The following is a 22,117-nucleotide window of genomic DNA, read 5'->3' as shown; positions in this document are numbered from 1 at the left end:
ATGTCTGATCTTGATCCGAGACTTTCCGACAAAAGCGTTTTTCCAAATCCAGTTTACAAGGAAACTGTACTTCGCCCGCTGTTTGACGGTGCCAAAACCCATCATGTGGATGGCTTCCGGCGTATTGACCGCGCCCATCTGGTGATGCTGGTCGAAACCGGCATTCTTGACCGCGGTCAAGCAGCAAGAATTGCTGGCGCGCTTGAAGCCATCGACAGGGAAATCGACCCTGCCACGCTCATCTATACGGGCGAGGTTGAAGACTTCTTCTTCCTCATCGAGAAGGAACTGAAGGCGCGCATTGGCCCGGATATTGCCGGTCGGCTGCATACCGCACGTTCGCGCAATGACATTGACCACACGCTTTTCAAGCTTAGTCTAAGAAAACATATCGATGTGCTCCTGGCCCAGTCGCGTCATCTGCTTGAGGTAATGACATCTGCCGCTGAGCGCGAGAAAGCGACATTGATCGTTGCCTATACGCATGGCCAACCAGCGCAGCCAACAACATTCGGTCATTATATTGCCGCGGCAATTGAAGTGCTTATCCGAGATATTGAACGCATTGAAGCCGCCCGCGCCATCGTTAACCAGTCCCCTATGGGGGCGGCAGCCATCACCACCTCCGGCTTTCCGATCGACCGCAAACGCGTCGCGGAGCTACTGGGCTTTGCTGCCCCTTTAGCCAATTCCTATAGCTGTATCGCGGCAGTGGATTACGTCACCTCCACCTATTCAGCGCTCGAACTGATGTTCATTCATCTGGGACGGCTTATTCAGGACTTCCAGTTCTGGACCAGTTTTGAGGTTGGCCAGATTTATGTACCCAATGCTTTTGTGCAGATTTCTTCAATCATGCCACAAAAACGCAATCCTGTACCGATTGAGCATATGCGCCACCTGTCGAGCCAGACAATGGGACGTGCGCGCACGGTACTGGATGTGATGCACAACACGCCTTTCACCGACATGAATGATAGTGAAGGCGAAACACAGGCGATGGGTTATGAGGCATTTTCCTCTGCTGGCCGCGTGCTCGATTTGCTAGCAGCCTTCATTGATGCCATCCGCATAGATTCGGCAAGGGTTGCAGAGAATATCCGCCGTTCCTGCATTACTATTACGGAACTGGCGGACTCGCTGGTACGCATCGAAAGTCTCTCGTTCCGGCAAGCCCATGAGATTGCCGCCAAGGTGGCGCGTGCCGTGGTAGCAAAAAACGGGGGGCTGGAAAAGGATGGGTTTGAGCCTTTCCTTGAAGCTTTTCGTGAAGCGACTGGCCGTGACCCGGCCTTTGACCGGAAAGAATTTGAAAAGCTCGTTTCACCACAGCATTTTGTCGCCGTGCGGGACCGATTGGGAGGTCCAGCACCGCAGCCGATGCGCACTGCCCTGGATCGGTATACCTTCGAAGCCGAACGTTTCAGGGCGCAGGCCGCCGAGCATGAAGCCACGGAGGCGAAGGCTGCCCGCGACCTCAATGAAAAATTCAGCGCACTTGTGGAGACACGTTAATGGCAACTATCGAGCTTGAAAAACTTGCTAAACATTACGGCAAGGTCGACGCTGTTCGCTCAATCGATTTGCAGATTGAAGACGGAGAATTCGTTGTCTTCGTTGGCCCGTCCGGATGCGGCAAATCCACAACGCTGCGCATGATTGCGGGTCTTGAAGACATCTCCGGTGGTCAATTGAAGATCGGGGGCGAAGTGGTCAATGAGCGCGACCCCAAACAGCGCAACATCGCCATGGTGTTTCAAAATTATGCGATCTATCCGCATATGACCGTACGCCAGAATATTGGTTTCGGCCTTTATACCTCAAAGCTTTCCAAGGCAGAAAAAGCAAAGCGGATTGAAGGTGTCGGCCAATCTCTCGGGCTGACACCTTATCTTGATAGACGTCCGGCAGCACTTTCAGGCGGGCAGCGCCAGCGCGTTGCTATTGGCCGTGCGATGGTGCGCAATCCTTCGGCGTTTTTGTTCGATGAACCGCTGTCCAATCTGGATGCCCAGTTGCGCGCGCAAATGCGCATTGAAATCAAGCGCCTGCATCAGAATCTCAAGACCACCACCGTTTATGTGACCCATGATCAGGTTGAGGCCATGACAATGGCCGACCGTATCGTGGTTATGCGTGATGGCATTATTTTGCAGACTGGCACGCCGACAGAGCTTTACGAACATCCGGTTGATGTCTTCACCGCCCGCTTCATCGGGAGTCCCTCCATGAACCTGATCGCGGGTCGCCGTAAAGGCACTTGGGTTGAATTCGCAGCCGATGGGGACATGCTGATCGGCATTCGCCCGCATGAGCTCAAGGTAGGCGAAACCAGTTCGCAAAATGGCATATCACTGCAAGGTATCGTCACTGCCGTAGAACCGCTCGGTGCTGAAACCCTGGTTCATCTTGATGTCGATGGTGCCGCAGTTATCGCAACGGCACCAGGGAAAACCGTTCCACAGGCGGGCAGTCGGCTAAATGCTTTCGCTCCGGCAGGCAGTCTGTATCTGTTCGATACCAAGACGGAAAAGAGTCTCGGTCGCTTATAATGTCAAAACAGTTCAAAACTCCTGCAGTCCTGAGTATAGGGCGAATTTATTGCGACCTTATTTTCACTGGCTTGGAATCCTTGCCGCAACCAGGTCGTGAGGTTTTTGCCGGTAACGTAAAAATTGTGGCCGGTGGCGGCGCCTTCATTTCCGCCGCTCATTTCGCCCATGTTGGTCGCATGGCCGCGCTTGTTGCGCGTCTTGGTACCGACAGTCTTTCGCAGGGCATATCGGCCGATCTGTCGACCGCCGGCATAGATCTACGTTTTTTGGAAATAACGGCAGATGCCGGACCACAGGTAACGGTTGCCAGTGTTATTGGTAATGATCGGGCATTTCTGACGCATCGCGCCGGGCCGGCGCGTCCATCGACACTCGATGAAGCTTTACTTTGGTGCGATGCAAAACATCTACATATTGCCGAATATGCAACGCTTCATGAAATTCCGGATTTGGTGAGAACAGCCAAAGCTGCTGGTCTAACCGTTTCGCTGGACCCCAGTTGGGATGAAGCCTTGATTTATAGCGCTGATCTACTGAAAAGCTGCGAGGGAATCGATATTTTTCTGCCGAACAGTGATGAAGCACAGGCCATTACCGACGAGAGCGATGCCCGCAAGGCACTCGACATTCTATCGGAGCATTTCCCTGTCATTGCCTTGAAAACGGGGGCGGACGGTGCATGGCTGCGCTCGGGAAATACGGAAATTCATGTGCCCGCCAGCAAAGTCGACGTTGTGGATACAACTGGTGCTGGTGATGCATTTAATGCGGGTTTTATCGACTTCTGGCTAAACGGACGCAGTCTGAGAGAATGTCTCGCGGCTGGCGTTAGAAGTGGCAGCCTCGCGGTTCAGGCTGCCGGAGGCGCTTCAATTCTACAGGGCTGAAGGGCTAGTAAATTGCACTAATATACATGATAAGGGGGCCGTGATGGTCACAACATCTTTTATGCGCAAAGAAACAATTGAGGCATCCGCCGTTGTTTCTTATTTGCTGGCCGGTGAAGTTGCAACCTTTGCGGAAATCAAACGTCTTTTTGAGCGGCGTAAGCCGCGTGTCATTACAACATGTGCACGCGGATCGTCCGATCATGCTGCAACATTCTTCAAGTATCTATTCGAGATCAGTGTCGGTGTACCAGTGGCCTCTGTCGGCCCTTCAATTACGTCGGTTTATAATGGTCGCCTGCAACTTGAAGATGGTTTGCATTTCACGATATCGCAGTCTGGTGCCAGCCCTGATATTATTGCTTTACAAAAGGCGGCGAAGCAAGGTGGAGCGATCACCGTGGCTGTCGTCAATATGTTGGATAGTCCATTAGCGCAGCAGGCAGATATTGTAGTAGCTTTGCACGCCGGTAAAGAACAGAGTGTGGCTGCAACAAAATCCTGCATCGCCAGTGCTGTGGCGCTCGCCGCTGTCACCGCAGAAATCTCCGGTGATTCCGCCTTGAAAAAGGCATTGAACCAATTACCGGATGCACTGGAAAAAACGACAGCCGCAATCATCCATGCGGAGTTGATTTCCCAGTTGTCAAAGCTCGAGGATATGTATGTGGTCGGCCGCGGCCCCGGCTTGGCCATTGCCTTGGAAGGCGCACTCAAAGCCAAAGAAACCTGCGGTATTCATGCCGAAGCGTTTTCGCTGGCGGAAGTCATGCATGGCCCAATCCGGTTGATCAAAGGCGGATTTCCGATATTGGCCTTTCTCAACAAAGATAATGCTTTCAGTGCGAACGAGTTAGCAATTGAGCGCTTAATTGGCCTTGGAGCAGATGTTGTAACCATTGGAGCTGAAAGCAATCTGACACAAACTGTCCAGATAAGGTCGACAGATCATGGTTTGATTGATCCGTTGGTCGGCCTTGGTGCTTATTATAATCTGATTGAACAGATCGCCAAAGCGCGTGGCCTGGACCCCGATAAGCCGCAGAACCTCAGCAAGATTACGGAAACCATGTAGCGAATTGGAACAACCGATCCCTGAAGTTTTGTTTGAACGTCTTGGATTTGCTATATGGCTACTATCGCAGAGAGCGTTTCACGCTTTTGCTGGAAGTGCTCTAGCTGCTACCCTTGCCGGATAGCAATTGAGCCGCCCTAACCGCTGCATCCAGCCCCGAATTCACTGCTTTTTCGAAACCGTCTTCGCGCATGGCAAGGATTCCAGCGGTAGTTGTTCCCTGATAGTCTACAAACAACTTTACAGTTTCATCGGGAGAAACCCCGTTATACTCCTGAAGTCGTCCAGCCCCGATAAGAACCTGCTGTGCGGCCCTGCGCGCAATCTCAGGTGGCAGCCCCTGTGCGACTGCGTGATTCATCATTGCTTCTGCAAGCAGCGCCGGGAACGCGGCCCCCGATCCTGACATTGCGGTAAAATAGTCGATATATTCCTCTGCACTTACGGTATCGACAGCACCGCAACTTGCAAAGAGAGTACCCACTATATTCCTGTCGCCCGGATCAGAAGAATCAATGAAAAACGGCGTATATGAGAAGCCAATTTCAGCCGCCGCATTCGGAAGGGCGCGCGCGACGCGGGAACTGCCCGTTCTTTGCTTGATTTCTTCCACACCCACTCCGGCCATAACCGAGATTATAAGCTTGCCCGTCGCATCGATGTCAACGGAAGCCCAATCGGCAGGGCGGACAGACAGGATGACGATGTCGGAATTCTCGACGAGCTGTTTATTGTCCGGCGTCCATACACAAGGCAGAGCGTTCTGCGGCTTTCCGCTTCTGAAAGAGCACGTCAACTGACCAATAGAGATTGTATCCGAATTAAGCAGTGCTTTGGCGATTGCCGTTCCAAGCCATCCAGAACCCCCGATGAGGCCGACGCGACCGATATTTGTCATATCTCTTATCCTTATTTGATCTGAAAACCGTGGGCCGTTCTAGGATGACGTTGCAGCGCGCCTTTTGAGAAGCGGTCGAGGAGAATGGCAATAGCCACGATCGAGAGCCCTGCGCGCAATCCCAGCCCCATTTCCATTCGCGTTAGCCCGCGCGTTACTTCAGCGCCAAGACCGCCTGCCCCGACCAGCCCTGCCAGAACGACCATGGCCAGCGACAGAAGAATACATTGGTTAAGCCCAACCAGAAGCGTTGGCGTGGCCAGCGGTATTTCGATTTTAAACAATATAAAGCGTGGCGATGCGCCGGTGGCTTGACCGAGTTCCTTGAATTCCTTTGGCACCTGCTTGAAAGCCAGCGTCGTCAATCGCAGCATCGGCGGTATACCGTAAATGACCGTAGCGATGATTGCCGGAACTCGCCCCAGACTGAAAATCATGACAGCAGGAATGAGATAGACCCATGGCGGCACGGTTTGCATAATGTCCAGCAAGGGACGAAGTGCAGATTCAAGCCCTCGGTGTCGGGACGCCATAATGCCCATGGGGAAGGCGACCAATACAGCAATGCTCACTGCCACAGTGACAAGAGCCAGTGTCTGCATGGAAGCCGCCCATAAGCCGGAAAACAGGCAAAACAGAAGTGCGATTGCTGTTATCACGGCGACCCTTAAACCGACAAAGATAAAGGCGATGAGAATTGCCGCTAGGATCAGCGCATAGGCCGGAGGATAGAGCAGGACGCCCTCTATGGCCCCCAGCACCGCTTCTATTAATGTAACCACTGCACTGAAAAACGGATGAAAGTTTTTGTTCAGCCAATCCACGACGGGAGCGAGATAGGCGCCAGGTGAAAACCGGAGCAGGTCGAGGTTCATGTTCCGTCCCCTCTATTATCGCTGGCCGCAGCCTGCGTAAGACGATCAAGCACCATTGTCAGGATAACGATGGCGATTGCGGCGTTGATCGAAGTTGCAATATCGAGCGTACGCAGCGACCCGTAAATCGTCTCGCCCAGCCCTCCGGAACCCACGATCCCCGCAATTACCACCATGCCGAACGCCATCATGATGCTCTGGTTGATCCCGGCCATTATGCTTGGCAAGGCGAATGGGAGCCTGATCTTGCAAAACATCTGCCATGGGGTGAGTCCACTGGCCTGTCCCAGTTCGATGAATTCGCGCGGCGTCATCCGAAGGCCAAGGGAAGTGAGGCGAATAGCGGGAGGCATCGCAATGATAACAGTTGCGGCAAGAGCGGTAGCAGGCCCGTAACCGAGCAACGCAATCGCCGGAAGAAGATAAATATAGGGCGGCAGCGTCTGGATCAGGTCGAGGACGGGCGCTAGCAGCCGGTCGAGCGACTGAACGAAGCCTGCAGCGATGCCGATGGGAACACCCACAACGAGCGCGAGGATCGTTGCCGTGATCACCATGGCCAGCGTGCTCATGGTTTCGCTCCAAAGGCCCATTGCTGCACAAAACAACAGGGCAAGGCCAGCGAGAAGCCCGGAGAACACATTGATCAATCGCCATCCCAGAAGCATCACGATGATCGCAATGACATAGTGCGGCGCGAGTTGCAGAAGCCAATGCACTCCGTCATAGGTTCCCTCAAGCACGGTTCTGAAGAACCCGAACAGCCAACTGCCGCTCTCGCTGATCCAGCTCAGCGCGTCCTCGGTTCTGGTATCGAAACTCTCCGTTATGGCGGCGATATCCATTTCGCTTTCCCGAATATTGCATTATCAATTTATCAGAGCGTCATTGCCGCCCCGTTGGCCCACCTCTCATGCCGCGACAGCTTCTTTCGCCGGCAAACCGGCAACACCGCGCAGGAGACTGTGAATGGTGACAACACCTATAACGGCATCATTCTCGACTACTGCGACCGCGTCCCGTCCGGATTTTATGGTGAGATCGATAAGGTCGGCGATATCCGTATCAGGAGCAGCTTTGGGCATGGTGTTCATCGCGACGCGAGGCTGCGCAGCCTGAAACTCGGCAACCGGCTGCATGACGGAAAGCGCCTTGACCAGATGAATGCGAGAAATGCCCGCCACAAAATCTGCCACATAATCATCGACGGGTTTGGTAACGATCTCTTCCGCTGTTCCCACCTGGACGATGACGCCGTCCTTCATGATGGCGATGCGATCGCCGAGGCGGATAGCTTCCTCAAGGTCGTGGGTAATGAAGACGGAGGACTTGCCAAGCGATTTCGCCAGCTGCCGGAATTCGTCTTGCTGCTGACGGCGGATCAGCGGATCAAGCGCGCTGAACGGCTCGTCCATTAAAATGATCTCAGGATCAGCCGCCAGTGCACGCGCAAGACCGACACGCTGTTGCATCCCTCCGGAAAGTTCCGCGGGAAGGCGCGTGGTCCAATCGGCTAGCCCGACCTTTTCGAGCGCGGCAAGTGCTGTCCTGTTGCGCTCGTCTTTTGAAATCCCCTGCACTTCAAGACCAAAGGCGGCATTCTCCAGCACGGTCCGGTGCGGAAGAAGAGCCACATTCTGAAATACCATCCCGATATTCCGGGCCCGTACCGTGCGAAGCTCTGCCGCATTGAGGTCGGCAATGTCCTTTCCCTTCACCATGATCTTGCCAAGGCTCGGCTCGATCAGGCGATTGAGCAAACGGATCAGCGTGGACTTGCCGCTGCCCGAAAGGCCCATGACGCAGAAAATCTCCCCCCGCCGGAGCTGAAAGCTGGCGTCCGACACACCGACCACGCAATTATATTCCTGCAAAACCTGTGTCTTCGTCAAACCGCGCTCAACGACAGCCTTTACGGCGGCGGAGGCATTGGCGCCAAAGACTTTCCACACAGACTGGCAATCAACCAGTACTTCGTTCGTATCGATGTTTGAGAGTTGCATCTCTACCCCGTGGGTTTCGCTTCCCGTTAATATTGCCAAGGCGCCCGGCCGATGCCGGGCGACCTCGCTCGCGGCGATGATTCTTCGCTCTTGATATTTTTCCAGCGCTTGAGAAGATCGCTATGGCCATCGATCCAGCTTGCTACCGCATCGTCCATCGTCGCGCCGTCGCTGACGGCAGCATTGATGGAGGTGATGTCTGCGAGAGGCACATAGACGCTGGCCAGCAATTCGCGCGCATGAGGGTGGTCAGCAGAAAATCCGCTCTTGCCGATCCAATAATAGCTCTGCGGCGGAGGATAGACGCCTTTGGGATCCTTGAGAAACTTGACGTCGTATTTCTGCATCATCCAGGACGGCTCCCAGAGCGTGACGGCAACCCACTCCTCACGATCAACCGCCGATTTGAGGGCAGCGGTCATTGCGGCAGTACTGCCTTCGATAAGGGGAAGCTTGATGTCGTAAGCCTTGATTGCCTCGCCGGTTTCGCGCATGAGGCCAGCGCCCGGTTCAATGCCGATAATCTTATTGCCGAACTTGTCGGCATTGTCATTCAACTCCTCGATGGAATCGATATCGACATATTTCGGAACGGCAATGCCATCAAACAGGCCGTGGGAGACCGGAGAAATTTTTTCCAGCTTGTCCTTGTTCTTGTTCCAGTAGTCATGCGCAACATAGTCGGTCTGCGAAGCAAGTATCTGAATATCACCCTTGGAAAGGGCAGCATAGGCGATCCCCCATTCCGAGAATGGAACCACCTTCACCGCATAGCCGGAATCTTCCAGAACCTTCTTGGTGATACCCGTAATAGGAAGAAGATCCTCCCACGACATGGTGCCCATGGTGATGGTCTTTTCTTCCGCCTGGGCGGAAAGGACCGTCAATCCGACCGCCGCTGCGGCGCAAAGCGCTTTCCAGAAACTTTTCATTTTACTTCCTCCTCGTTTCGTTCCCATCATGTTCAAAGCCTGTCATCGCTTCAGACTTCATATTGCGCGATAGCGGATCATCCTTCGCGACCGGCGCGCAATTCCTGCAAACGGATCACCGAATTGATGCCGAACCACGCCAAGGGCCGCGGCGGAAGCCGTGACGGCTCCGGGTGATCCATATATTTCCTGAGGTCGCTTGAGATGGTTTGCGTTGCCAGTTCGGCGGCCATCATGCCTGCAAGCGTGCTTTTTACAGTGCCAAGCCCATTCTCGCAGCACGCGGAATAGAGCCCTTCCTCGACTTCGCCGAAGGCGGGCACATGATTGAGGCTAAGACACAGCCTTCCCGCCCAGCTATAGTCGAACCCTATGCCAGCCAGCCCCGGAAATCTGGCGTCCAGAGAGCGGCGCTGCTCATCGGCTATTCTAGTCATGCGCCGCTGCGATACCGCAACGGTCGTGTCGTAGGTATATTTCGTGCGAATAATAATGCGTGACTGATCGCCGACCGTGATTTTGCGAACGGTTGCTCCCATTGCGTCGGCAGGCAGCAGCCCCCATTTTTCGTGCCCTGAAATTTTGCGCCCGAAATCTCCCGCCGGGAACGGTGCCGTCATTGAAGCGTAAGCGAAGATATGCATCAGCCGCCCGGCATAATGCCCGAAATCCTCAATATGGCCATTGACGCCAATGATGACCTTGGGTGCGCTGACCGCGCCGCGTGGCGTACAGGCCGTCCAGCCTGCGCCTTCCCGCTTCAATGAAGTGACAGGGGAATGTTCGAATATATCCATCCGGCGCGCCAGCCCGGCAGCAAAAATACGCACATAATCAGCGGGCTGGATGAGGGCCGCTCCGGGCGTATACAAGCCGCCCAGATAATAATCCGAACCTGTAATCTCACGCATTTCGGCGGCATCCAGATAGATATGCGGCTCGTCGGCGGATTTAAGCGAACGGGCGAAACTCCGGTTGAGTCTCATGCCGCGCGCTGTTGCGGCAGCGTTGATCTTTCCCGATGGATCGAAGGTAGCACCCGACATTCCATATTCAGCCGCAGCATCGCTTGCAAAGGCGATTGCCGATCGATTCTGCATCATCTCCAGCCGGGTGGCATCTGTGCCACCGCTTGAATATTCGCTGGCGGAAAGCGTGTGCGGGACATCGATCATGAAGCCCGAGTTTCGCCCCGACGTGCCTTTGGCGACTTCGCTTGCCTCCAGTATGACGACCCTGTCATCGGGCCGAAGTTGAAGCAGGCGGCGTGCAGCGGACAAGCCGGCAAAACCCGCGCCGATGACCAGCCAGTCGGCAGTCATGTTGCCTTCAAGGCGGCGGGCTGGAAAGGAGCGCTCACCAAGCGCTTCCCAACCCGAAATGCCATTCTCCACAGGCAATCGTTTGACAGCCCCTGCTATCATCGCACGGTCTCGTCCACCGACCGATCGGAAATGTCGATCCAGACCGTTTTCAGTTCGCAGTAATTATCATGCGCGAAGATCGATTTATCGCGCCCGCCGAAACCGGATTCCTTATAACCCCCAAACGGGGTGCTCGCATCGCCCTCACCAAAGCAATTGACCGTCACGGTGCCCGCCCGGATTTCTCGCGACAGCCTGATCGCATTGCGCAGACTTCCCGTATAGACGGACGCCGCCAGACCGTAATTGGTGTCGTTGGCCAGCGCGATAGCTTCGGCAAGGGAGTTGAATGTCGTAACCGAAAGGACCGGCCCGAAAATCTCTTCCCGAAACAGGCGGCTTGCAGGCGTAACGCCGTCGACCACGGTCGGCTCGATATAGATGCCCTTATGCGTGCCGCCGCCATCAATGACCTTGAGTTTTTCGGTCTTCGCATCCTCAAGGAAGGATTTGACCTTCTCGAAATGACTCTTACTTACGAGCGCCCCGATACGGTTTTCCGGATCGAGTGGATCACCGGTCTTCCATTCGCGCATATAAGCGCCAATCCGCTGGAGCAGTTCGTCCTTGACCTTGGCGTGCACAATAAGTCGGGACGTGGCCGAGCAGTTCTCACCCATATTCCAGAACGCGCCATTGACCACCTGTTCGGCCACGAGGTCGAGATCCTCCGCGTCGTCGAGGACAACAGCCGGGTTCTTGCCGCCGCATTCAAGGACAACGCGCTTGAGGTTGGAGTCGGCTGCATAGCGCAGGAAACGACGCCCTGTCGGCGTCGAACCGGTAAACGCCACCATATCGACATCCATATGCAGGCCGATCGGCTCGCCTACCCCCTTGCCACCGCCCGTGACGACATTGAAAACGCCAGCCGGAATCCCGGCCTCATGCGCCAGTTCAGCGACGCGTAGCGTAGTCAGCGTGGTTTCCTCGGCAGGCTTGACGATCACCGAGCAGCCTGAGGCAAGCGCCGGGCCTATTTTCCAGGCGAGCATCAGCAGCGGAAAATTCCACGGCAACACACAGCCCACGACGCCGACCGGCTCGCGCACGACCATCGTCAGGGCGTCGGTACCAACCGGCGCAGTATGGTCGTAAAGCTTGTCGATGAGTTCGGCGTGCCAGCGGATGGTGTGGATCGTGTCCGGTATATCGACGGTTTGGCATTCGCGGATCGGCTTGCCGCTGTCGAGGCTTTCCATGACGGCAAGCTCATGCCGGTTGCGTTCCAGAAGTTTTGCGAATTTAAGTAGAATGGCCTTGCGCTCGCCGGGCGAAAGCTGCCGCCAGCGGCCATCTTCAAAAGCTTCGCGGGCCTTGGCCACCGCGAAATCAACATCGCTGGAATCGCAGGCGGCAACTTCGGCAAGCGTTTCGCCGGTTGCGGGATTAATCGTTTTGAAGGTGCGCCCCAACTTTGCCGGACGAAACGCTCCATCGATAAATGCGTTCACAGGAAACTGGATGTCAGCGGCTATGGCTTTGTATTCGGCAGCCGTTAAAGGTTCATGCATGGTTTGCTCCCGATGTGATCTGGGCGACGGTGCGCTTCAAAGTGGTGACAACAGTCTGGAGGGTCCGCTTTTCCTGCGTATTGAGGGGACGCAGCGGCGCGCGCAGCGTACCGGTCTTCAGGCTGATCAACTCACATCCATGCTTGATGGACTGGACGAATTTTCCGCATTCAAGGAAATCCATCAGCGGCAGCATCGCCGTCATTATGGCGCGGCCTTTGTCGAAATTCTTCTCGATCACGCAGGCTTCATAGAGCGCCACATGCTCGCGCGGCAGGAAGTTAGACCCCGCGCAGACCCAGCTTCTTGCCCCCCAGGCAAAGAACTCCAGAGCTTGATCATCCCAACCGCAGGACAGGGCAATATGCGGGAATTTGCGCGCCAGCAAATGCAGATTGCCCATATCGCCGGTGCTTTCCTTGATGGCGACGATATTGCGGGACTTGCCCACCCGCGAGAAATATTCCTCACCCATCGTCACACCCATACGCGCCGGATAGTTATAAAGCATGATCGGAAGATTGGCGGCGCGGTCGATGGTCAGTGTATGAACGGCATTCTCACGCTCAGTTGGCAAGGCATAGGGCGGCGACGAGACAAGAATCGCATCCGCACCGATCTTCTTTGCCGCTTTCGCATATTCGACCGAGTCTTCGGTGCGGATAGCGCCAGTTCCCACGATGAGCGGAAGCCGCGTGCCGATCACTTCTTTCGCGTAAGCCGCAAGATCGAAACGTTCCTGTACGCTCTGGGCGTAATACTCCCCAGTGGACCCGCCCACGACGATGCCATGTACCCGCGCTTCGATCAGCGATTCAAGAACCGCCGCGAAGGCGTCACGGTCTATCTGGCCGTCAGGGCCGAACGGCGTAATCGCCGGGGTGTAAATGCCTTCGAATTTCAAGATATCTTCTCCGTTGACACAGTGAGCATTTCGACGCGCGCGTCTGCTTTTATTCCTTCTGGCGCGATGAACATCTCCATGTTTTCGCGCGAGAGTTCCCAGTGCTCGAATACGAGATCGACGACGGTATTCTCGTCATAGGAAGCAAGTGCCGTGATGAAACTGTCATGATGGCCTACGGCGAGTTGCAGCCGCTGACGCATGTCGCTATTGCGGGGACGGAAAAAGGTGTGTCCAATGCGGGCATGATCGATCAAAAGCCGGCCAAGGCTTGGCTGTAAATAAGCATTACCGGCCATTTCGCCGAAGATTTCATGAAAGCGGTTGTTCTCAAGAACCATGGAAAGCGCGTCGCCGGTGATGCTCGCCGTGCGAAATCGCTCTTGCGTCTCCTTGAGGTCAACCAGATGTTTTGGTTTGTAATTCTGAACGGCAAGGCGGCCAATGGCAGCGTAGATCATTGGCGCAACCAGAAAGAACTGTCTGAGCGTCTGATGGTTCATAGGGCTGACGCGCGCGCCGCGATTGGCGCGGATTTCGACATAGCCTTCACCTTCCAAACGCCTGAAAATCTCGCGAACCGGCGTACGGGAAAGGCCGTAGCCCTCGCCCAGACTGACTTCATCAAGATCCTGATCCGGGTCGAGTTCCATGGTCAGAATCAGGCGCTTCAGATCTTCATAAAGGCTATTCTTTCCGTTCTTCATCGAGATCCTCCCTGCGTGAAATTTCATGACAACAGCCACCCCAACGCATCATCGACAATATGAACTGTGCAACGGTCCGAGCCATGAGTCAATACAATTGTATAATCTGGGTATAAAGTAACAATATAAAGATTGTACATTTAATCTGACGTGAAATTTCGGTTTTGTGCAGAACATAGCGCCGGCATCCGCGCTGCATGTGCAGGCACAAACAGTGGCCGCGTACGAAGAGTGCGGTCTCGAACGGTACAATTTCGTGATTCGGCATTTTGCTGGACATAATGTATTTATGTTGATGTCAACTTTATCATTAAGCCAGCCACAGTGGAGGAGGCCATGCTCAAGGACAGGAATTCCTCGGCCATCGTTGCCGTTTCCGACATTGCGCGTGCGCGTCGCTTTTATTCGGAGGTGCTCGGTCTTGAACTGGTCGAAGAGGATATGGACGGGGTGCTGGTGTTTGGCACCAACGCCACACGTCTCATCGTCTACCGCTCGGACACAGCCGGAACGAACCGCGCGAACGCCGTGGTCTGGGACGCCGGGGGAGAGATTGATGTGATCGTTGCCGATCTCGCCGCGAAAGGCGTCATCTTCGAGCATTATCCTGAAATCGGCGAGTTCCGAGACAGCATCCATCATGCCGACGGCATGAAGCTCGTCTGGTTCAAGGATCCGGACGGCAACATTCTGCACGTCAACCAGATGCCGAACTGAGACGGAGATACTACTGCGCTAGCTGGTCTTTTCGGCGTAGACGATATCGATCGCAGCATCCGTGAAGCCGGGGAAGTGGACGTGAGTTTTGCAGCCGCCCCGATTTGCCATCCTCGGGCGACTATCTCATAATGCAGCGGCAACGCGTTACGCTTGGGTGTTACAAGGTGATGCGCCCGAAGCGCTGGAGAAAAGAGCCATGAATCGTTGCTTTCTATTGTTTATACAGCTCTTGCTGCTGTCGCTGCCAACTTTGGCTGATGAGATCACTTTACCGGAGCTGTTTACGGTAGCGCGGGTTGCCAATCATGACACCTTGAATATTCGCAGTGCGCCAAAGAACACGGCGGCGATTTTGGGACAACTTGCACCAGATGCAACAGGCATCGAGGTGGTCGCCTTAAGCACGGACGGCGAATGGGCGCAGGTGAATACAGGCGAAACCGCCGGATGGGTGGCACGGCGGTTTCTTCGGTTCGACACGACAGGCTGGAAAGCCAATCAACTTCCCCCACACCTCGCCTGCTACGGCACCGAGCCGTTCTGGTCCTTGCGCCAGCACTCTGCGGGCCACCTCGTTTTATCAGAACCCGGCATAAATGATCGGAAGCTCTCGCTGCATACCGTGGTGGGCCGGGGCTTCGAACAGGATCGCCTGCGGGGCCTCACCGCAGCAGATACTTCTGGACCGATCGCCGCCGTGATTCAGCCTGCCCTTTGCTCGGACGGCATGTCGGATCGCACTTTTGCTCTGAACGCCACAATCATTGTTGAGGACCACGGGACCGGGGCACGCCTTCTTACCGGGTGCTGCTCGATTGCCCCGCAATAAACCTCGGCAAAGCCGGTGCCATTTTTATCTGCTGCGGGCTCCGGTAAACACGGATCAACCGTACCGTTATGCCCAGATTATCATATCATCACGCTGACAACGACTGGGGCCGGTGCTTCCAGGCATAATAACCGCTGATAAGAAAGCAATGCAGCCGGACCTATCTTCAAGGTATCGGCTTTTGCATCAGATAATCTGCAACCGCTTGATAGGCAGGCAAAGATGTTGGGTCATTATACGCGTTGCTGGCCTGTGGATGCGAGGCGAAACGCGCTATCACCATTTCGGCTTTAGGATCAATATAAAGCGCCTGTCCGTGCACCCCTCGTGCCATGAAAGCCCCATCGGCATTATGTGAAACCCACCACATGCCGCGATAGCTCCAACCGGGCAGGAGCTTGTAGCCCGCTTTGGCAAATGCCTTCTTGTCGCCGCCCTCTTTGATACTGGCAATGGCTGCGGCAGGCACAAGACGCTCGCCGTTGATCACACCATCATTGAGCAAGAGCTGTCCCAGACGCGCCATATCGCGCAGCCCGGCGTTGAACCCGCCGCCAGCAAAAGGCGTACCGATTGAATCGACCGTATAATATGCATCCTGCTCCGTGGCCAATTTGCTCCAGATGCGTTCTGACAATAGTGTTGCTACAGATTTCCCGGTAACACGCGCGATAATCCAACCGAGCGCGTCAGAATTAATTGTCCGATAGCCAAAAGCCTCTCCGTGCTCCCCCTCCTTACGGACTGTTTTCAAATAGTCAAAATAAGAGCGCGGCCCGCTATAATTATCAGGCTTCGGCAAAGGGTTGCCCGCAGCAGAATATATCCAGACATCTGCTTTCGGATCACTGTAATCTTCGCTGTAGTGCAAACCGGTCGTCATATCCAGGACCTGCCGGATAGTTGCATCTCCAAATGCGCTTTTCGCAAGCTCTGGCACAAGGCTGCTGACTTGCGCTGTTTCATCGAGCGTACCATCCGCAACCAGCATTTCACCCAGCAAACCCGTAATCGATTTGGTTACGGACATTGCCCCATGCTGGCCTGAAACATCCAGACAGCCGGAATAACGCTCATAGACAACAACACCCCGATGCAAAACAACGACCCCGTCGGTGTAGTTCGCATCAAATGACTGCGCCCAAGTCATTGTTTCATCACTGCCCAACGGGCTGAAAACCACAGCATCGATCGCCGGATCTGGTTGCTGCACCAATGGAGCAGGAGAGCCGATGCCGCGGCTCACATTCATTGTCGGCATTAACTGACGAAAGTGGCAAACGGTCCAGCGCAACTTTGGAAAACTGAAATAATCGGGATCAGAAAAACGAATAATTTTATCCTCAGCCGGAGGAGCTCCTTCCATCCAGCCAAGTATGCGTGGATCAGATGTTCTAGCTGACATTGCACCGGCCTCCTGCGACCAAGCAGCCAGGGAAAAACTACCGAGTATCCCAACAGCCAATAGTAGAATTTGTGATGCGCATGTGACCGTAGATGGGCCAATAAAACTGCACCGAGAACTAATAGTTAACGACGACATTGGCAAACCCTCCCATCCAAATTGGTGCATCAGCATTGATCATTGAATCAATGCCTGCGCCTGGAAATGACGCGCTGACCCCAACTGTAAGATAAGTGTTGGCATTAATGGTGCGGTTGTATTCCAAAAACACATCATCCGACAGATGATAGCTACTCACTCCAGCAATGGGGTTCGGCACGCCATCGTTGGTTTCAACGCGTGTACCTTGTCCAAACTGGATCGGACTATACAGTTGGTTGGCACGTATATGAGAATAACGCAAAGTAAAAGCATCCCGTTCGGTCGGTGTCACCCGCAAGCTGACCAGAAAAGCGTTCACATTGGAATTGATGAAAACCATGGATGATTTTGATCCGGTCGACTATGAACTGGGATTACCCTCATAGAACAATGGATCGAACCGCTCTAGTTTCTCGGTATCGGGATTATCGCCAGAAAAAGTTTGATAAGCGAATGCCACAGCAGGCGACCATGGCAGATCAATGAAATTATAACCAACATAAACGCGACCCGCCCAAGCGGACAGATTAATCCGGTCGTTCCACTCATATGCAAACTCGCCCCCGGCAATCAGGTTATCAAATGTGTTGGGCAGCGGCTTACCAAGCGCATAAGCATTGATAAAGGTTAGTCCATCACGCCCGTCTGGTATAATTTCCGGCACCCCAATTCCATTGGGAGCAGCTTTTGGATATGGGGAATTTGAATGCACGACATGTCCGTAACTGATGCCAGCAAAACTGCCCTGCTCCCAATTATAGCGTAGTTCCGAGCCGACGAGCTGTGTATTACTGTTACTGCTCGGCAATTCATTCGGCTGCAGATAAAATGCAGTTACATCGACATCATCGTAGCTGAATTTTCCTATAACGGCTGACTTCCACGCTTTGCGCGGGCCGAATTTAAGCGCGCCGCGCTCAAATCCGCTATTGCCACCATTGGCGATCAACATGCCGGTGCCGATTTTATATTCGCGCGGACCGAATGATACATCAAACGAACTCTGGCTGCTAATTTTCTGACGCCATCCAAGATGCGCTTCTTCCAATGTAATTTCGCCGGTGTTGCCGGTATCATAGGCATCAATACCAAGGGTTCCAGATGCAACAAAAGAAGCTTTGCCGTAAAGGCGACGATCTTCATCAAAGTCTTTGCTGAAACTAATCCCGGGTTTGATATATCCCTCAAGCCATTGCTTTTGAGCATTAAAATCGGCTGATGGTGCGAATCTATCGGCAAAATTCCAAAATAAGTTGCGCTCAACGACTGCGTTTAATCCTGCTTGCAAATGCGCGCGAACCTTCAAGCCCTCCGCATCATATAGTATCATGCGATCATCGGCTTTTGCGGGAGCAAGCACGCTATTGATAAGGAGAAGTGCACTTCCACAGAAAAGCGCGGATACCTTGAAGAGAGCGGCGGTGTTTATCCCAACTGCGCTTTCTACAATCAAAACAGCAAAAGGGGTGCGGCCTTTCCACTCCAGAACAATACTGCCATCTGACTGTCTAAACCAATTCATAAGCAAGCCAACGTCATGTGATGCAGAATATTTTCAAAATTAATACAAAGGCACGCTAACATAGCTAATTTTGTTTTGAACTCAAAATTACCAACGACCCTAATTGTTGCCGGATAAGAATTCAGGGGGCTGTCAGCCATGTTCACGGTCGGAAAATCGCTCATACAGCAACCCTCACTTCTGCGATATCGGCGTCGATCTCGTCTGCTGTCACATCCTGCAGGGCGGCAGACGGATATGTGAACGCCCGCATGATTCAGACTGATCTGGTCAACCCTTATGGCCGCTTCGGTACCGACCTCAAGACAGCCGCATCGATTTCAGTAGAGCCGCCGCGCAGCCGAGAGAGAGCACAAGGCTTGTTGTAATAATCTATTGCAACAAGCCTAACTTTAGTTGGGAATTCTGCAACAATATCAGCCCTATTCTCTGAAAAACCGTTTGAAAGCATGAAACGGATGGTCGCGCTATCTGTCATCCCGCTAGGCTGCCATGACGCAATATTCAGGAGAGACACGTCATGGAACTGGAAAGCAAGACTATCATCGTCACAGGCGCGAGCAGTGGGATCGGCGCAGCAGCGGCGCGGCTGTTCGCATCCGAAGGGGCCAATGTGGTTCTCGGCGCGCGTCGATCCGGAGAGCTTGAGGCCCTTGCGGAAGCGATCACTCAAGCCAATGGTAGAGCCGTGTTTTTGGCTGGCGACGCAAAGGATGAGAGCTACGCCGAGGCTCTTGTCGATCTCGCTACAAAGGAATTCGGCGGACTGGACGGCGCATTCAATAATGTCGGCATTGTGGGCGAGATGCAGCCTGTGCCGGATATGAGCATCGGCAATTGGACCGATGTGATTTCGGTCAATCTGACGGGTGCCTTCCTGGCCGCCAGGGCACAGATACCGGCCATGAAGGCGCGCAGGCAAGGCTCGATCGTTTTCACCTCATCATTTGTGGGTTTCAGCAATGGCGGCATGCCGGGCATGGGAGCCTATGCGGCATCCAAGGCGGGATTGAACGGCTTGGCCCAGTCGCTGGCATCAGACCATGCCGTCGAAGGCATACGTGTCAACGCGCTATTGCCGGGCGGCACAATCACGCCAAGCGGGGGTGAAGGGAACCCGGCAGCTTTGGAGTTCATAGCCGGCTTGCATCCCATGAAGCGGATGGCGACTCCCAAGGAGATTGCGCAGGCAGCCTTGTTCCTTCTTTCTGATCGATCCAGCTTCATGACAGGAAGTCCAATGATCGTAGACGGCGGAATGTCCATCCGATTGACATAACGACCAAAAGAAGTCCTCCGAATGGCAATAACCGCTATTCGGGGGCGGCGTGCACGGAATATCGTTGCCTCAACGAACCATCGTGAAAATTCTGACTTTTGCGACAGCTTAGCGCCTATGTCACTTTTGGGGCGGAGCCAGCCAGGCTTCCCCTCCGCGCTCTAATTCAATGTGACGGCCCCGGCAGTGGGCAAGATCGACGCCCGTTAGGATGCTGCTTCATTCACAGCCGGTTGGCCGCCACGGCTTTATGGTCAGATCATCGAGCGGTTTTCAGCCCGTGCAAGGCGCCACTCTGAAAAGAATGCGCGCATCAGATAAAACAATACGCCAGCAACAATAGCAGGCCATACCAAAACATATGCAGTCAGTAATAGTGGGGTCATAAAAATCTCCTTTTTATACACTGACAGGGGAATCGAAGTTTCCGGTCTTTTTCGCGATGGTCGAAAAATCGAACTCTTCGGTGTTACGCCAGGACATCCCGACGCAAATCAACGTGCTGATGGCATAGGCAAGAAGCGAAGCCGTTAGCACAGGGTAGGCGTGCAATGCGCCAATGCTGATGGGTGCCACGATGATGATGGCCAGAATGCCCACAACACGCGCCACTTTGAAGCCAAAGAACCCGAACGCCATCAGGCCGGCGACAACGCCCACGCCAATAACGGCCAGAATATCTGACACAATCGCAATGCCTCCACTCAGCTCGATAAAGCCGAATCGCACCGGGAAGAACACGGCCAGCGCGACAACGACCGATGTGGTAAAGGCTTTGTTCGTGACTCTGGACCAGTAGAAACTGGCGATCACCGGGAACACCAAGGCACCCCAGATGGCGCCGACCAGAACCAGAAGATCAAGGATGTTGAACTTGTTGCTGGCGAAAAACAGCGCTGCACCGGTGGCGGTGATCATGGTCAGACGCCCGATGAACAACATTGTCTTCGGGTTAACCCGAGCTGCACCCGAAAGATTGCGGCCATAGACGTCTGCCATCATGATCGAGGACAGAGCCGCTAGATCGGAGTCCGCCGTGGACGCCAGCGAGCCGATAACCATGATGAAGAAAACGCAGAGCAGTCCCTTGCCCAGATAGGTTGCAGCGAGCTGCGGAATAAGGTTGTTCGTGTCGCCGCCCATCGGCACCACGCCGATATAGAGCGCAATCACACCGAGAATGCCGACGCCGATCACGGTTGCACCATAGCCCACAGTCGCGGTTATGAAGGTGCGCTTGATCATATCCGGACGGACAGCGAACAGCCGTTGCGCAATGGTCTGGTTGCCGATGGCATAGGCCAGAACAGCGGCAATATAGGGCGCGCCCTGATTCAGAAACGCGTCGGACGAAAAGAATGATTTCTGCTCAGGCGTCAGGTTTATAGCCCCGGTGACAAATATTTCCGTGCCGCCCGCAGAGAAAAACACAGCCGGTACGATGATAACTACCGCACCCAGCATAGCACAAACCTGAATGAAGTCTGTCAGGATCGACGCCCGCAGCCCGGACCACAGGGTGTAGAGTAATACGCCTGTTGCGATAATCAGGATGCCAGTGCTGAAAGACAACGGCGATAGCATGGCGATCAAGGCTCCGCCAGCAATGAAGTTTGACGTCAAGCTCAGCAAGCTTCCGAGGATGTTGGAACCTGCCAAAATGAGCTGGCTCGATTGGCCATGGCGGGCACGCAAAATTTCGGCAAGGCTGTGGGCATGAGGCGCCAGCTTTCTGATACGCATGCCAAAGGGATAGATGAACAGGATCATCAACGCCCCCCAGAGACCGTAATGGATCGGGCCAGAAACACCATAAGTGTAACCCGATGTAGCCGAAGCGTAGAGGGAAGATGCCCAGATCCAGGTTGCCGTCATCGAGGCAGCTGACATGCCCAAGCCTACATTGTTTCCGGCAGTCATGTAGTTATCGGCATTTTCTTTCTTTTTGCCGATGGAAAGCGTAATGTAAAATGTCCCACCAAAGAAAATAAGCAGAAGCAATAGTGTAAGAGACGTTCCTAATTGTTGATATTGCATTGTGACCTTTACGTCGCGATTTTTTACGCCCCACAGAGGGGCAGTGTTTTGTTTTTATAGCTGGGACGAAAGTCGCCGAACTGTGAACGGCATGAAAAGCCGGAAGACGCGCAGAAGCGCTAAGAAGAGCGCGCGCGTAGGGGAAGCTGCATTGCAGCATGGCCCTTATAGCTCATAATATTAGAAAGTCCAACCTATGATCGGCATGAGTTGTATTTATCTCTATTTTGATGGCTATCCATATTGATGTCTTTTCCATAAAGTAAATTATATAGAGGTTTATTGAGTGATTTTATAAATTTATTTAATTATTCTATATATATAAAATATTACCTTTTATATAATGGTAATATCTATATACTATCTTTTTTCTAATGTATTTTTTTTAGGACTTATTGTATTCTTTAAGG

The 22,117-nt window shown here is 53.8% G+C and carries 21 protein-coding genes; 7 read left to right on the top strand and 14 right to left on the bottom strand.

Features of this window, described 5'->3' with window-relative positions; genetic code table 11:
* Genes argH through KUG47_RS08125 form a run of 4 tightly spaced genes read left to right on the top strand, consistent with a single transcriptional unit; the run spans position 1 to position 4,517 of the window.
* Positions 1-1,515 (top strand): argininosuccinate lyase, encoded by a 1,515-nt coding sequence (gene argH, locus KUG47_RS08140; RefSeq protein WP_217677474.1) that lies wholly within the window; start codon positions 1-3, stop codon positions 1,513-1,515.
* Positions 1,515-2,552, top strand: coding sequence for an ABC transporter ATP-binding protein (locus KUG47_RS08135; protein ID WP_217677473.1), 1,038 nt, complete (start codon positions 1,515-1,517; stop codon positions 2,550-2,552). Before argH ends, KUG47_RS08135 begins: the two co-directional genes overlap by 1 nt.
* The gene (locus tag KUG47_RS08130; protein WP_217677472.1) at positions 2,552-3,442 is read left to right on the top strand and encodes a carbohydrate kinase family protein; all 891 of its coding nucleotides are present in this window, start codon (positions 2,552-2,554) and stop codon (positions 3,440-3,442) included. The genes KUG47_RS08135 and KUG47_RS08130 overlap by 1 nt, the downstream gene beginning before the upstream one ends.
* A gap of 43 nt (positions 3,443-3,485) precedes the next feature.
* Positions 3,486-4,517, top strand: coding sequence for an SIS domain-containing protein (locus KUG47_RS08125; protein WP_254799423.1), 1,032 nt, complete (start codon positions 3,486-3,488; stop codon positions 4,515-4,517).
* A gap of 100 nt (positions 4,518-4,617) precedes the next feature.
* Here KUG47_RS08125 and KUG47_RS08120 read toward each other — a convergent pair whose 3' ends face one another.
* The 9 genes from KUG47_RS08120 to KUG47_RS08080 form a co-directional block, all read right to left on the bottom strand.
* On the bottom strand, positions 4,618-5,415 hold the full coding sequence (locus KUG47_RS08120; protein WP_217677470.1) for a pyrroline-5-carboxylate reductase family protein: 798 nt from the start codon (positions 5,413-5,415) through the stop codon (positions 4,618-4,620).
* An 11-nt stretch (positions 5,416-5,426) separates the two neighbouring features.
* Positions 5,427-6,290, bottom strand: coding sequence for an ABC transporter permease (locus KUG47_RS08115; protein ID WP_217677469.1), 864 nt, complete (start codon positions 6,288-6,290; stop codon positions 5,427-5,429).
* Positions 6,287-7,135 carry an ABC transporter permease gene (locus KUG47_RS08110; RefSeq protein ID WP_217677468.1) on the bottom strand — a complete coding sequence of 283 codons (849 nt, stop codon included), beginning with the start codon at positions 7,133-7,135 and terminating at the stop codon, positions 6,287-6,289. Before KUG47_RS08110 ends, KUG47_RS08115 begins: the two co-directional genes overlap by 4 nt.
* Before the next feature lie 66 nt (positions 7,136-7,201).
* Positions 7,202-8,293 (bottom strand): quaternary amine ABC transporter ATP-binding protein, encoded by a 1,092-nt coding sequence (locus tag KUG47_RS08105; RefSeq protein WP_217677467.1) that lies wholly within the window; start codon positions 8,291-8,293, stop codon positions 7,202-7,204.
* Between the two features lie 26 nt (positions 8,294-8,319).
* Positions 8,320-9,225: a glycine betaine ABC transporter substrate-binding protein gene (locus KUG47_RS08100; protein ID WP_217677466.1), complete on the bottom strand. Its 906-nt coding sequence runs from the start codon at positions 9,223-9,225 to the stop codon at positions 8,320-8,322.
* A 77-nt stretch (positions 9,226-9,302) separates the two neighbouring features.
* The gene (locus tag KUG47_RS08095; protein ID WP_217677465.1) at positions 9,303-10,649 is read right to left on the bottom strand and encodes an NAD(P)/FAD-dependent oxidoreductase; all 1,347 of its coding nucleotides are present in this window, start codon (positions 10,647-10,649) and stop codon (positions 9,303-9,305) included.
* A complete protein-coding gene (locus KUG47_RS08090) occupies positions 10,646-12,163 on the bottom strand; it encodes an aldehyde dehydrogenase (RefSeq protein ID WP_217677464.1) in 1,518 nt (505 codons plus the stop codon). The genes KUG47_RS08095 and KUG47_RS08090 overlap by 4 nt, the downstream gene beginning before the upstream one ends.
* Positions 12,156-13,067, bottom strand: a complete 912-nt coding sequence (locus tag KUG47_RS08085; protein WP_217677463.1) for a dihydrodipicolinate synthase family protein — start codon at positions 13,065-13,067, stop codon at positions 12,156-12,158. Before KUG47_RS08085 ends, KUG47_RS08090 begins: the two co-directional genes overlap by 8 nt.
* Positions 13,064-13,774 carry a GntR family transcriptional regulator gene (locus KUG47_RS08080; protein WP_217677462.1) on the bottom strand — a complete coding sequence of 237 codons (711 nt, stop codon included), beginning with the start codon at positions 13,772-13,774 and terminating at the stop codon, positions 13,064-13,066. The genes KUG47_RS08085 and KUG47_RS08080 overlap by 4 nt, the downstream gene beginning before the upstream one ends.
* Positions 13,775-14,110: 336 nt before the next feature.
* Between KUG47_RS08080 and KUG47_RS08075 the strand changes: the two genes are divergently transcribed.
* Positions 14,111-14,491: a VOC family protein gene (locus tag KUG47_RS08075; protein WP_217677461.1), complete on the top strand. Its 381-nt coding sequence runs from the start codon at positions 14,111-14,113 to the stop codon at positions 14,489-14,491.
* A 199-nt stretch (positions 14,492-14,690) separates the two neighbouring features.
* Entirely contained in the window at positions 14,691-15,323 is a 633-nt protein-coding gene (locus tag KUG47_RS08070) for an SH3 domain-containing protein (protein ID WP_217677460.1), read from the top strand.
* A 166-nt stretch (positions 15,324-15,489) separates the two neighbouring features.
* On the opposite strand, the gene KUG47_RS08065 is transcribed toward KUG47_RS08070, so the two are convergent.
* The 3 genes from KUG47_RS08065 to KUG47_RS08060 all read right to left on the bottom strand — a co-directional run bounded on the left by KUG47_RS08065 (position 15,490) and on the right by KUG47_RS08060 (position 18,391).
* Complete coding sequence (locus KUG47_RS08065; RefSeq protein WP_217677459.1) at positions 15,490-16,728, bottom strand: serine hydrolase domain-containing protein; 1,239 nt, start codon at positions 16,726-16,728, stop codon at positions 15,490-15,492.
* 118 nt (positions 16,729-16,846) lie between these two features.
* Complete coding sequence (locus KUG47_RS16735) at positions 16,847-17,209, bottom strand: hypothetical protein (RefSeq protein WP_254799421.1); 363 nt, start codon at positions 17,207-17,209, stop codon at positions 16,847-16,849.
* 21 nt (positions 17,210-17,230) lie between these two features.
* The gene (locus KUG47_RS08060) at positions 17,231-18,391 is read right to left on the bottom strand and encodes an alginate export family protein (protein WP_254799419.1); all 1,161 of its coding nucleotides are present in this window, start codon (positions 18,389-18,391) and stop codon (positions 17,231-17,233) included.
* Between the two features lie 520 nt (positions 18,392-18,911).
* Between KUG47_RS08060 and KUG47_RS08055 the strand changes: the two genes are divergently transcribed.
* Positions 18,912-19,670, top strand: coding sequence for an SDR family oxidoreductase (locus tag KUG47_RS08055; RefSeq protein ID WP_217677458.1), 759 nt, complete (start codon positions 18,912-18,914; stop codon positions 19,668-19,670).
* Between the two features lie 254 nt (positions 19,671-19,924).
* Here KUG47_RS08055 and KUG47_RS08050 read toward each other — a convergent pair whose 3' ends face one another.
* The gene (locus tag KUG47_RS08050) at positions 19,925-20,056 is read right to left on the bottom strand and encodes a putative transporter small subunit (protein WP_217677457.1); all 132 of its coding nucleotides are present in this window, start codon (positions 20,054-20,056) and stop codon (positions 19,925-19,927) included.
* 13 nt (positions 20,057-20,069) lie between these two features.
* A complete protein-coding gene (locus KUG47_RS08045; protein ID WP_256448756.1) occupies positions 20,070-21,590 on the bottom strand; it encodes a sodium:solute symporter family transporter in 1,521 nt (506 codons plus the stop codon).
* Between the last annotated feature and the right edge of the window lie 527 nt (positions 21,591-22,117).

The sequence above is a fragment of the Falsochrobactrum tianjinense genome (genome assembly GCF_019100495.1).
GTDB lineage: Bacteria > Pseudomonadota > Alphaproteobacteria > Rhizobiales > Rhizobiaceae > Brucella > Brucella tianjinense.
The sequence above is the reverse complement of the archived record's forward strand: the minus strand, read 5'-3'. Positions and strand labels throughout refer to the sequence as shown.